10 protein-coding genes are annotated in these 12,204 nt (G+C 71.0%); 2 read left to right on the top strand and 8 right to left on the bottom strand.

Annotation, left to right across the window (positions count from 1 at the left end; genetic code table 11):
* The first annotated feature begins 189 nt into the window (after positions 1–189).
* Together ACFWY6_RS20800 and ACFWY6_RS20795 are read left to right on the top strand one after the other, a co-directional pair.
* Positions 190–2,286 (top strand): TPM domain-containing protein, encoded by a 2,097-nt coding sequence (locus ACFWY6_RS20800; RefSeq protein ID WP_384692333.1) that lies wholly within the window; start codon positions 190–192, stop codon positions 2,284–2,286.
* 91 nt (positions 2,287–2,377) lie between these two features.
* Entirely contained in the window at positions 2,378–3,091 is a 714-nt protein-coding gene (locus ACFWY6_RS20795) for a PspA/IM30 family protein (protein ID WP_384692331.1), read from the top strand.
* A 40-nt stretch (positions 3,092–3,131) separates the two neighbouring features.
* On the opposite strand, the gene ACFWY6_RS20790 is transcribed toward ACFWY6_RS20795, so the two are convergent.
* The 8 genes from ACFWY6_RS20790 to ACFWY6_RS20755 form a co-directional block, all read right to left on the bottom strand.
* Positions 3,132–5,747: a SpoIIE family protein phosphatase gene (locus ACFWY6_RS20790; protein WP_384692329.1), complete on the bottom strand. Its 2,616-nt coding sequence runs from the start codon at positions 5,745–5,747 to the stop codon at positions 3,132–3,134.
* 166 nt (positions 5,748–5,913) lie between these two features.
* Positions 5,914–6,330: an ATP-binding protein gene (locus ACFWY6_RS20785; protein WP_384692327.1), complete on the bottom strand. Its 417-nt coding sequence runs from the start codon at positions 6,328–6,330 to the stop codon at positions 5,914–5,916.
* A 228-nt stretch (positions 6,331–6,558) separates the two neighbouring features.
* The gene (locus tag ACFWY6_RS20780) at positions 6,559–6,945 is read right to left on the bottom strand and encodes a (deoxy)nucleoside triphosphate pyrophosphohydrolase (RefSeq protein WP_266870497.1); all 387 of its coding nucleotides are present in this window, start codon (positions 6,943–6,945) and stop codon (positions 6,559–6,561) included.
* 18 nt (positions 6,946–6,963) lie between these two features.
* Positions 6,964–7,149, bottom strand: a complete 186-nt coding sequence (locus ACFWY6_RS20775; RefSeq protein WP_361811489.1) for an SPOR domain-containing protein — start codon at positions 7,147–7,149, stop codon at positions 6,964–6,966.
* Between the two features lie 204 nt (positions 7,150–7,353).
* The gene (locus tag ACFWY6_RS20770; protein WP_384692324.1) at positions 7,354–9,057 is read right to left on the bottom strand and encodes a purine-cytosine permease family protein; all 1,704 of its coding nucleotides are present in this window, start codon (positions 9,055–9,057) and stop codon (positions 7,354–7,356) included.
* A gap of 178 nt (positions 9,058–9,235) precedes the next feature.
* Positions 9,236–9,988: a GntR family transcriptional regulator gene (locus ACFWY6_RS20765; protein ID WP_384692321.1), complete on the bottom strand. Its 753-nt coding sequence runs from the start codon at positions 9,986–9,988 to the stop codon at positions 9,236–9,238.
* A gap of 112 nt (positions 9,989–10,100) precedes the next feature.
* A complete protein-coding gene (locus ACFWY6_RS20760; RefSeq protein ID WP_384692336.1) occupies positions 10,101–11,345 on the bottom strand; it encodes an alpha/beta hydrolase fold domain-containing protein in 1,245 nt (414 codons plus the stop codon).
* A gap of 107 nt (positions 11,346–11,452) precedes the next feature.
* The coding region (locus tag ACFWY6_RS20755) for a septum formation family protein (RefSeq protein WP_384692318.1) at positions 11,453–12,204 on the bottom strand (752 nt) is incomplete at its 5' end.

The raw sequence follows: 12,204 nt of genomic DNA, 5'->3' as shown, positions 1-12,204 counted from the left end.
GCGCAGCGCCGCTCCAGGCCGGCGGCTTCCCCCCACGCGCGCGGCCGCTCCTGGCCACGGAGCGGTTCAGACTCTGAGCGGGGCGACCGGGGGCCGGCCGGCAGACCGGGCCCCGGCCATCGGACCGGGGGTCGGGCCATCCCCCGGCCCCGGTCGCGCACCCCCGAAGACGGCCATACGCTCCCAAATGTGACGCCGCCCTCGCACATACCCGTGCGGGCGGCAGCGGCAGCCGCCGTACTGCTCACGTGGTGCCTGCTGCTCCTGCCCGCCCCCGCGGCATTCGCCGTACCGGCCGAAGACCCGGTCACGCTCTCCCGTGACGGCCAGACCACCGACAGGGCAGGCGCACTCGGCGACCGCGAGGACGTCACCGAGCAGGCACTCGACCGGCTCTACGACGACCGTGGCGTGCAGCTCTTCGTCGTCTACGTACGTGACTTCTCCGGCCGCTCGGCGCAGGACTGGGCGGACACCACCGCCGAGCGCAACGGCCTGGGCCAGGACGACGTGCTGCTCGCCGTCGCCACACACGACCGCCAGTACGCCTACTCCGTAGAGCGCGGTTCGCGGCTCACCGAGGATCAGCTGCGGGATGTCGCCACCACCGCGATCAAGCCCGCGCTGCGCGCGAACGACTGGGCGGGCGCGGCCATCGGAGCCGCGAACGGCTACAGCGCGGTCCTGGCGGGCAGCCCCGTGCCCACCCCGACGATCACTCCGGGGGACCCCGATCCGGGCGGCGGAGCCGGGGGCGACGGAAACGACACGTCGAGCGGCGACCTGGTCCTGCCGGTCGTGGCGGTCGGCGCCGCGGGGGCCATGGCCGCGGTCGCCTACAGCCGCCGCAAACGGCGCGCGACCACGCGTACGACGCCCGGGGGCGGCGGACGGGGCAAAGGAGAACAGCCGGCCTCGCTCCCCGAGCTCGACAAGGAGTCCAAGCGGCTCCTGGTGGAGACCGATGACGCGATCCGTACCAGCGCCGAGGAACTCGGCTTCGCCACCGCCCAGTTCGGCGACGACGCGGTGCGGCCCTTCACCGACGCGCTCACGTACGCCCGTGACGAGCTGACGACGGCCTTCCGGGTGCGCCAGCGCCTTGACGACGCCCATCCCGAGGACGACGCGACCAGACGGGCCATGCTCGAAGAGATCGTCACGCGCTGCACGGAGGCGGGCCGCCGCCTCGACGCGGAGGCCGCGGGCTTCGACCAGCTGCGCGCCCTCGAACGCGACGCGGCACAGGCCCTGGAGCACGCCGAGACGGTGTTCCGGCAGGTCAGCGGGCGTACCACGACCGCGCAAGGCACCCTCGCCGCCCTGCGCGAGAAGTACGCGCCGTCCGCTTCCGCGCAGGTCGTGGGCCATGTGGAGCAGGCCAAGGACCGTCTCGTCTTCGCCACGACGCACCTGAACCAGGCACGGCAGGCGATCGACGCGGGCGACAACGGCACAGCCGCCGTCCATCTGCGGGCCGCCGAGGGAGCCGTCGACCAGGCGGGCACCTTCGTGGACGCGGTCGAGCGGCTCGCGGACGAGCTCACGCTGGCCGCGGAGAAGCTCCCCGAGGCGCTCACCGAGGCGGAGACCGACCTCGCCGACGCGCGCGGCCTCCTCGAAGGCACCCTGGAGGGCGTCCCGACGGCCGACCTGCACGGTTGTATCGCCCGCGCGGAAGCGGTCGTCGCCGGGGTCCGCAAGCAGATGGCGGCGGGACCCCACGACCCGATCGACGCCCTGCGCCGGGTCGAGGAGGCCGACGCCGCCCTCGACGCGTCCCTGGCGGGCGCCCGCGAACGCGAGGTAACCGACCGGCGCGCCGTCGCCCTCCTCGGCCGGGCCATGCTCACCGCGCGCAGCGCCGTGGGAGCGGCGGCCGACTTCATCGGCACGCACCGGGGCGCGGTGGGCAGCGAGGCAAGGACCCGTCTGGCGGAGGCTCAGCGGCATCTGGCGGGCGCGGAGGCCGCCCATGACTCCGACGTCGCCACGGCGCTCGCCGAGGCCCAGCAGGCCGACGCCAGGGCCCGGCAGGCGCAGCAGCTCGCCGAGGGCGACGTACGCGGCTTCGGCACCCCCTACGGAGGCGGTGGCAGCCGCGGCGGCGGCATGGGCGGCGCGGTGCTCGGCGGCATCATCCTCGGCGAGCTCTTGGGAGGCATGGGCCGCGGGGCGGGCGGCGCGGGCGGCGGCTTCGGAGAGGGCGGTTTCGGGGGCGGCCGCCCCGGGAGCTTCGGCGGCGGAGGGACGCGGGGGCGGATGGGCGGGGGCGGCCGGTTCTGAGCCGTCGAACGAAGTCCCCCTCGCGAAGACCTTTTCGTATCTCTCCTGGAACCCCATCAGCCCTACGCATCCTCATAGAGAGAGTCTCGACATGACCAAGCAGACGATCCTCGGCCGAGTCGCCCAGCTCGCGAAGGCCAACATCAACTCCCTCCTCGATCAGGCGGAGGATCCGCAGAAGATGCTCGACCAGCTGATCCGTGACTACACGAACAACATCAGGGAGGCGGAGGAGGCGGTGGCGACCACCATCGGCAATCTCCGGATGCTGGAACTCGACCACAAGGAGGACAAGGACGCGGCCGATGAGTGGGGCGCCAAGGCGGTCGCCGCCAGCAGGAAGGCGGACGAGCTGCGGTCCGGCGGGAGCGCCGTGGAGGCCGACAAGTTCGACACGCTGGCCAAGGTCGCGCTGCAACGGCAGCTGCAGTCGGAGCGCGAGGCCAAGGACGCCGAACCGACGATCGCCTCGCAGACCGAGGTCGTCGACAAACTGAAGTCGGGCCTCGACCAGATGAAGATCAAGCTGACGCAGCTCCAGTCGAAGCGCAATCAGCTGGTCGCCCGCGCCAAGACGGCGCAGGCGCAGAACCAGATGCTTGACGCCGCACAGAACATCGACGTCCTCGACCCGACCAGCGAGTTGGCCCGCTTCGAGGACAAGGTGCGCCGCGAGGAGGCCAGGGCGATGGGCAAGCAGGAGCTCGCCGCGTCGTCCCTGGACGCGCAGTTCGAGCAGTTGGACGGCCTGGGCGACGAGGCGGAGGTCGCCGCCCGGCTCGCCGCCCTGAAGGCCACTACGTAGCGGCGCGACAGCACAAACGGGCACCCCGAAGGCGCGGCCCTCAGAACAGGCTGAGCAGCGCCTCCGCCGCGTCCATCGGCTCCACCCCGCTGTCCGGCAGCGGCAGCTCGAACCACACGGTCTTGCCGCGCGGCGTCCTCCGTGAGCCCCACGCCGCGCTCAGCAGCCCGACCAGCTGCAGCCCGCGGCCGCCCTCGTCCGTGTCCCGCGCGCGCCGGCGGCGCGGCTGGACGAGGCCCGCGTCCCACACCTCGCACACCAGGGTGCGGTCGAGCAGCAGCCGCAGCCTGATGTCGCCTTCGCCGTACCGCAGAGCGTTCGTGACCAACTCGCTGACCAGGAGTTCCGTGGTGTCGCAGAGCGGTTCCAGGTCCCAGGTGCGCAGCTGTGCGCAGGCCAGTTCGCGGGCCCTGCCCACCGACTTGGGGTCGCGCGGCAGTGTCCAGTCGCCGACGGCTTCGGCGGGCAGGCCCTGGACGCGCGCCATCAGGAGCGCGATGTCGTCCTCTCCGTGGTGGGTGTCGAGGGTGTTCAGGACGTGGTCGCAGACGTCCTCAAGGGCCGACAGCGGGGTGTCGAGGGCGCGTACGAAGGCGTTCAGGCCCTCGTCGAGCGGGTGGTCGCGGGATTCGACGAGGCCGTCCGTGTAGAGCGCGAGCAGGGAGCCCTCGGGGAGTTCGACCTCGACCTCTTCGAAGGGCTCACCGCCGACGCCCAGCGGCATGCCGGGCGGCACGTCGAGCATGAGCGGCGACTCGTCGGGCTCGACGAGGACGGGCGGCAGGTGGCCCGCGTTGGCGAACGTACAGCGGCGTGTGACGGAGTCGTAGACCGCGTACACGCAGGTGGCGAGGTAGACCTCGGAGAGGTCCGTCTCGGCCGACGAGCGCGTCTGACGGGCCGCTCGGGTGGCCTGCTGGGTGCCCGAGGGGTCGCCGAGGCCGCGGGCGATCTCGTCGAGCGCGGAGAGCACCTCGGCCGGCTCCAGGTCCAGGAGCGCCAAGGTGCGCACGGCGGTGCGCAGTTCGCCCATGGCGACGGCGGCGCGCAGGCCGCGGCCCATGACGTCGCCGACGACCAGGGCGGTGCGGTGGCCCGGCAGTTCGATGACGTCGAACCAGTCGCCGCCGACCTCGGTGGCCGCGTTGCCGGGCAGATAGCGGCAGGCGATGTCCAGGCCGGAGGCCTCCGGGTCGCCGGGCGGCAGCAGGGAGCGCTGCAGTATCAGCGCGCGCTCGTGTTCGCGCCGGTAGAGGCGGGCGTTGTCGATGCAGACGGCGGCGCGCGCGGCGAGTTCGACCGCCAGGGAGCGGTCGCGTTCCCCGAAGGGCTCGCTGCCCTTCGTACGGGAGAACTGGGCGAGCCCCACGACGGTGTCGTGGGCGACCATCGGAACGGCGAGCGTCGACTGGACGAGCCCCCCGGTGAGCCTGCTCGCGGAGCCGTCGTCGACGGCGGTCACGAGGCGCGGCCGTGCGGTGCGCAGGGCGTCGGCGCAGGGCGATGTGAAGGCGAAGCGGTGGACGGCGCCCACGTCCACGGGGGTGCCGCCCTCCGGGAAGGGCGCGTCGGCGACGGCGCTCGCGAAGGCCACGCGGCGCAGTTCGGCGCTTCCGTCGGCGAGGCCGGGCGGGGTCTCGTCGCCGTCGAGCAGCCCCTGATAGAGGTCTACGGAGGCGAGGTCGCAGAAGCCGGGGACGGTGACGTCGAGCAGCTCGCGCGCGGTCGTCTCCAGGTCCAGGGAGTTGCCGATGCGGGCGCCCGCTTCATTGAGAAGAGCGAGGTTGCGGCGGGCGTGGGCGGCCTCGCGGGCGGCGGCGTGCCGCTGGGTGACGTCGGTGCCGAGTCCCGCGATGCCGATGGGGTGGCCCGAACCGCTGTGCACGCGGTAGAGGTTGATCGACCAGTGGCGGCGGGCGTTGCTGCCGGGGGCGGGGCCGACGATCTGCATGTCGGTCACGGCTTCGCCGGTCTCCAGGACGCGCCGGAGCGCGGCGGCCATGCGGTCGGCCTCGTGGCGTGGCAGATAGTCGTGGACGGTGCGGCCGCGGTGGTCGTCGACGGCGCCTCCGAAGACCGCGGCGAAGCGGCGATTGGCGCGCTGCACCTTGAGGTCCGTGCCGAACAGCAGGAAGCCGAAGGGAGATTGGCCGAAAATGGCCTGCGATGCGGCGAGGTCGGTCTCGATCTGCCGCAGCGCCCGTACGTCGACGACGATGCAGACGGCGGCCCGTTCACCGTCCTCCGTGGCGGTCGGCATCACATAGACCTCGGCGATGCCTTCGGAGATGCCGGCCTGCGGAGCGGGCTCGCCGCTCTCCTCCGGCACCCGGAAGCGGACGGATCCCGTCCACTCTCTGCCGTCGAGGATCTCCGCCATCTTGCGGTGGCCGCTGCTGCGCAGCTCGTGCGGGACGAACGCCTCGATCGGGTCCTTGCCCACGGCGTCCTCGGCACGCACGCCGAACAGCTGCTCAGCGCGCCGGCTCCACTGGTCGATCAGTCCGTCGGGGCCGATCGAGAAGGCGGCCACCTTGATGTAGTCGTATATCGAACCGGGTGGACTGCTCTGCCACATCACGTCATCCGCAGCTTCGCCCCTAGCGTCACCCGACGGCCCGTCCTGCTCCGTCGCCTTCGCTGGTATCTCGCTCACGCGAACCGTCCCCTCCAGCTCACCACGTCCGGCACCGGTCACCGGATGCGGCTGCCCGCAGTATCCAGCACTACGGCGCCACGCCACATGGCGTTCACGATCACAGCACGGACTCAACTCTTTTTGGCCCGTCACCGTCTTGTGTCCGTCCCACGCTGCCAGTCTTCTAACCCGGCAGCACCAGCTCGAACCACACCGTCTTCCCCGTCTTCCCCGTCCTGCCCTGCCGTGTCCCCCAGCGGCGCGACGAGTGGGCCACCAATTGGATCCCCCGGCCACCCTCGTCATCAAGGGCCGCGGCACGTTCCCGAGGGGGGTCGGGGAGCGGATCGGAGACCTCTACGAGGAGGGCGCCCACGGGGTCGGCGGGGCGCACGAGGCGTACGCCGATCGGGCCCGAGGCATGACGCAGGGAATTGGTGACCAGCTCGCTCACGAGCAGGGCGGTGATGTCACCGAGGGAGGCGAGGCCCCAGGCGCGGAGCTGTTCACGGACGACGGCCCGGGCTGTGCGCACGGCGCCGGGGTCCGCGGGAAAACTCCACTCGGCGCAGTCGCCTTCGGTGTCGATCACGCCGATCACTTCCAGACCAGCAGCAGCGGACCCTGTCCGGTTTCATGGGGTTAATGGGCACATACCCGATATCCCGGCGGAATTACCGCTTACTGGGGCGCACTGTGGCACGAACGGCGTACGTGTGGCTCAAGGCCCTTGCGATACAGGCGCGCACGCCCCTCATCGAACTCCGCCAGACGAGGCCTCGAAACTCCGTCAAATGGAGCCTCGACCTCCGCAACGAGGCCTCGACCGTCAGCGAAGGTGACCGAGGGCGGTGACGGCGGGCACGTCCGCGTCCAGCCAGTCCACCGACCAGATCTCGTCCGGCGCGAGCCACCGCAGCTCATCGTGGTCCTCCAGCGGCTCCGGGTCCCCCGACAGGAGCTTCGCGGTCCACACCCACAGGACATAGCCGGGCTTGAGCGGCCACTGGCCGGGCACCCGGGCCACCGGCTCGGCGGCGACGCCGAGCTCCTCGCGCAGCTCCCGCACCAGGGCTTCCTCGGGGTGCTCCCCCGGCTCGACCTTGCCACCCGGCAGCTCCCAGCGGCCCGCCAGCTCCGGCGGCGCGCTGCGCCGCGCGGCGAGGAGGCGTCCGTCGTCGTACAGGGCGGCGCCCACCACGATCCGATCCGTCATGCGCCGGAGCCTATGCGGTCAGTGCGCGCTGCCGTTCTGGCTCAGCTTCTCGACCCAGTAGAGCTGCTTGTGCCCGCGGTCGTCGAGGCTGTCGGCGATCTTCTCGGCCTCCGCCTTCGTCGCGTACCTGCCCACGCGATAGCGGTTGCCGTTGTCGTCCTGCCGGATCACCTGCCAGGGAAGTACGACCGTCCCGTCATTCATCGCGCCCCTCCGCTCGCCGCCCCCGGCGCGCGCCACGCCTCGATCAGTAAGGAAACCCCATTCCGCATATGCCCGAGCCTACGCCCGACCTTCACGCAGCGGATACGACTTTGCACAAAGAGGTACGCAATTGGCCATGACCGAGGGGCGCATCCCACCGGATGCGCCCCCTGACGGCACCGGTTCGGCCGGTGCGAGCCCGTGTCAGCCGTCGTGCGCCACGGGCATCGTCGGCATCGGCATCAGCACCGGTTCGCTCGACGGCGACGTACGGCAGACATCGCCGCACTCGGCGTCAAGGGAGCAGCACAGCGAGCAGATCGGTCCCGACTGGACGGGGCAGTCCGCGATGTCCGGGAGTTCGTACGCCGTCTCGCAGACGCTGCACGCGTGCGTGGCCGTCACGTCGGGGACATCGATGTGCGGACCGTTCACCGGGTTGGGCCGCGCCAGGTAGTACTTGCCCTTCGTCGCCCAGGCGATCAACGGGCAGAGGACGACGGCCAGTCCGGCCGCTATGAAGGTCGAGAAGGCCTCCGCGTACTCCCCGAAGAGGCCGAAGAAGGCCAGGATCGACACCACCGACGCGATCACCATCGAGCCGAAGCCCGCCGGGTTCACCGCGTACAGATACGCCCTCTTGAACTCGATGTAGGGCGGGCTCCAGCCCATCCGCTTGTTGATGACGAGGTCGGCGGCGACGGCCGCGATCCAGGCGATGCCCACGTTCGAGTAGAAGCCGAGCAGCTTGTTGAGGGCCGCGAACATGTTCATCTCCATCAGCGTCAGCGCGATGGCGAGGTTGAGGAAGATGTACCAGACCCGGCCCGGGTGCTTGTGCGTCACGCGGGAGAAGAAGTTCGACCAGGACAGCGAACCGCTGTAGGCGTTGGTCACGTTGATCTTGATCTGCGAGACGATCACGAAGAGGGCGGCCGCGGGCAGCGCGAAGGAGCCGAGCCACGGCTTCAGGGCCTCGATCTGCGGGGCGATCGGCTCCAGGGCGTGCGTCTTGCCGACGGCCTCCAGGGCCACGAACGCCAGGAACGCGCCGCCCAGCTGCTTGGCCGCGCCGATGATGACCCAGCCGGGGCCTGCTGCGAGAACGGCCAGATTCCAACGCTTCTTGTTCTGTTCGGTCTTGGCGGGCATGAAGCGCAGATAGTCCGCCTGCTCGCCGATCTGGGCGATGAGGGAGAGCGCGACGCCCGTGCCGAGCCCGAAGGAGAGCCAGGAGAAGCCGCTGCCCGCCCCCTCGGTGCCCCCGAAGGAGCCGAACGCGCCCCAGGCGTCCGGGGCCTCGAAAGCGAGCACCACGAAGGGCAGCACCATGCCGATGAGCCAGATCGGCTGCGTCCAGGCCTGCACCTTGGCCAGCGCGCCCATGCCGCGGAAGACGATCGGGATCACGATGAGCGTCGTGATCAAGTAGCCGATCTCCACCGGGAGTCCGACGGCCTGGTGCATGGCCTGCGCCATGATCGAGCCTTCGAGCGCGAAGAAGATGAACGTGAACGAGGCGTAGATGAGGGACGTCAGCGTCGACCCGAAGTAGCCGAAGCCGGCGCCGCGGGTCACCAGGTCCATGTCCAGGCCGTACTTGGCGCACGCCCGGGCGATCGGGATGCCGGTGACGAAGATGATCGTCGCGGCACAGAGGATCGAGGCGAGTCCGCTGGTGAAGCCGTAGGTGAAGACGATGGACGCGCCGATGGCGAAGTCCGCGAGGTAGGCGATGCCGCCCAGTGCGGTGGAGGCCACCATCGTCGGGGACCAGCGCCTGAAGGAGTGCGGCGCATAGCGCAGCGAGTAGTCCTCGCGGCTCTCGTCGGCCGCCATCTTGGCGTAACTGCGCTTGGGTGGCGGGCCTGCGGCGGCGCTGGTGTCGCGGGTGGCCGTATCCGTCATGAGGGTTCCTGTCGTCCGACCGGATTGCGGGTACGGACGAGGAAGTTAGGAGCCGTGCATGACAATTTGTTGCAAGGCGCGATTGCTCCGCCGTTAAGGAAGTTGAGCGCGCGTTAACTCGCGATCACGGCGGGCGGACGGGCCCGTCCGGATTCCGGGCGTGCGCCGGAGCACTCGGTCACCGCACCGGCAGGTGGTATGCGATCCGGTAGCGGTCGGCGGGCACGACGACGTCGGCCGTCTCGACCGGGCGCCCCGATGCGTAGTACGTCCGCTGCACGACGATCACCACATGGCCGGGGACGCCGCCGAGCGCCATGAGCTCCTCCGCAAGCCCCGGGCGCGCGCCGACCTCCTCCGCCACGTTGTCCACGACCACATCGATGGCCGCCATCCGTTCGACCACTCCGCAGCCGCCGAGCGGACCCTCTTCCGGAAGCATCACGGGCGTGCGCCCGGTGACGGCGAGGGGCTCCCAGGACGTGGAGAGCATCATCGTCTCGCCCGCGTCCCGGTAGACGTACTTGGTGCACATCACGCGGTCGCCCGCGCGGATGCCGAGCCGCTCGGCGATCGCGCTGCTCGCCTCCACCTGGTCGCTGCGGCACTCCCAGGTGCCGCGCGCGCTGTCCTCCGCCTGCTCCTGGCGGAAGGGCGTCGAGCCGCCGGAGGCCCGATAGCCGGTGCGGGCGACGCGGCGGGGCACCGGTCGCTCGCGCACATACGTGCCCGATCCGGAGCGCCCCTCGACCAGACCTTCGGCCATCAGGACCTTGCGGGCCTCCAGGGCGACCGTGTCCGAAACGCCGTACTCCTCGCGGATTCTGGCCTGCGAGGGGAGCCGGGTGTGCGGCGGCAGCGAACCGTCGACGATCTTCTTGCGGAGATCACCCGCGACGCGCAGATACGCCGGCTGCTCACCGAAAGTCACTGGCCACTCCCATCAGGTTGACAGACAGCAACAGCCTGGCAACCGTGGGTTGTTGACCGCAACCCAAGGCCAAGGAATCACCCGAAGTGATGATTTCTGGGCGTGCAGGTCTTTACGCAGGGGCCTTTCCGGGGCTATGGCGATCGTTTTCGGCGGCCTCACCCCGGACGGACAGGAAGCGGGAGATCGCCGAACGGGCGATCTGGCTGCCCCAGCCGCCCCAGTTCACGTCGAAACAGTGGTCCGCCCAGGGCAGTTCGACATACGTCGCCGGAGCACCGGCCGACTTCAGGCGCCGCGCGAGCTCCCGCGCCTGCGCCACCGGCACCGCACGGTCCGCGCTGCCGTGCAGGAGCAGGGTGGGCGGCACATCGGTGCGTACGAGCTTCGCGGGCGAGCCCAGGCGGTAGCGCCCGGGGACGGTCACCCCGCCGCGCTTCTGCGCCGAACCGCCCATCAGGCGCGGGATCATGGGGTCGCCGCGCAGTGCGGTGCCGTCGATGAGGCGGCGCATGTCGGTCGGCCCATAGAGGGAGATCACCCCGGAGACCGAGCTGTCACGCACCGCACAGGACGCCGGGACGCGGTCGTCACCCTCCGTGTAGGCGGCCGCCAGCGCGAGGTTGCCGCCCGCCGAACTGCCCGCAAGGACAAGGCGGTCGGGATCGATGCCGTACACGCGCGCGTGCCGCCGCACCCAGCCCACCGCGCACTTCACGTCGCCGATCTGGTCGAGCTGGGTCACGCGCGGCGCGAGCCGGTAGTCGATGTCGAAGACCGACCAGCCGCGCTCGTTGAACCAGCGGTTCCACTCGGGCGTCTGGCCGCGGTGCCCCCTGTTCCAGCCGCCGCCGTGCACCCAGACCACGGCCGGATGCCGCACACCGTCCCGCTTCGGAAGGGTCCAGAGATCGAGCTTTCCGCGCCGCTCGCCGGTGCGGGCGTAGGAGCGGGTGCGGTCCCCGTCGGGAGCCTTGGCGTAATTGACGCCTTCGAAGTACGCGGCAGGGTTCAGGGGTTGCCCGTAGTCATCAGCGGTGCCGTGCGCGGCCGCGTAGGGCATCACTCCGTAGACGAGCGCCGCGAACGCGCTGAGCGCGGCGAAGCCGGCGCTCCAGGGGTGCCGCCGCCCGCCGGCCATGGCGGCCGCGAGGCCGAGCGCGGCGGGCAGCGCGAGGACGAGCCCCCAGGAGGTGACCGCCGCCGCGACGAGCACCAGGAGGGAGATGCGGGGCAGCGGGGCGGCCACGAGGACCGCGAGCGCGGCGTTCAGGAGGGTGGCGGTGACGAGGAGGACGCGGGAGAGGGTGCGGGGAACCCGGGGGCGGGTCGGGGTGGTTGGCGTCCTGACGCACATCACGCCGAAGAACTATCACAGAAGCGGACAAAAGACCCTTAAGGTGAGCGGGGGATGCGGGTCTCCCGCCGACCTCGGACGGCCACGGGGCTGAGTAGCCCCCGATCTCAGACGGCCGCGCCCTCACCGCCCTCGTGATCCCCGCCCCCACCCCCGGGGTTCGCGTCCCTCGGCGAGGTCGTGGCCAGGCCCAGAGCCTTGCGGGCCGCCGCCTCCGCCTTGCCGCTGATGTGCTTCTGGGCCGGTACGTAGTACTCGTAGAAGGCGTCCGCGTCCTTGGCGGTGGCCGCCTGCGCCCACTGCTCGCGGTTGCGCTCGATCGCGCCGATGAGGGCGGTGACGTCGGCGTCAGCCTTCGCCGGCCAGTCGTGCGCGCGCAGCAGCCGGGCCTGCTCGGCGAGGCCCTTTTCGACGCGGCCCGCCCACTCCTTGTGCCCCGTCAGGTCGTCCTCGATGTTCTCCTCGACGGGCTCCGACTCGTACGCCTCGTAGAGGGCCTTGTCCGCCTCCAGGTAGGCGAGCTGGTCGGCGTCGAGGTTCGTCGCGTCACGCCGGAACGAGCCCTTCAGACCACGCTTCTCCTCCGCGTCGCCGTAGAGGCAGGTGATGTGGCGGTCTCCCTGGCCCCAGGTCTCCCGGTCGGGCATGTAGTACGTGAGTTCTGCGTCACCGATGTCGACCCAGGAGTCGAGTACGTAGGAGGCGTCCAGGTCCACGCACTTCCGCTCGGCGAGCGAGGTGAGCGCCGCCTCGCCCGGGAAGGTCTCGTGGTTCACCCGGACCGAGGCGAGGACCTCGCCGTCGTGCCGCGACGAACAGGGCACCTCGACGAGCTCGCTTGGGGGCTCTTTTACACAAA

It is taken from the genome of Streptomyces sp. NPDC059037 (assembly GCF_042740015.1).
Taxonomy (GTDB): Bacteria; Actinomycetota; Actinomycetes; order Streptomycetales; family Streptomycetaceae; genus Streptomyces.
This window is presented reverse-complemented; position numbering and strand designations above follow the sequence as displayed.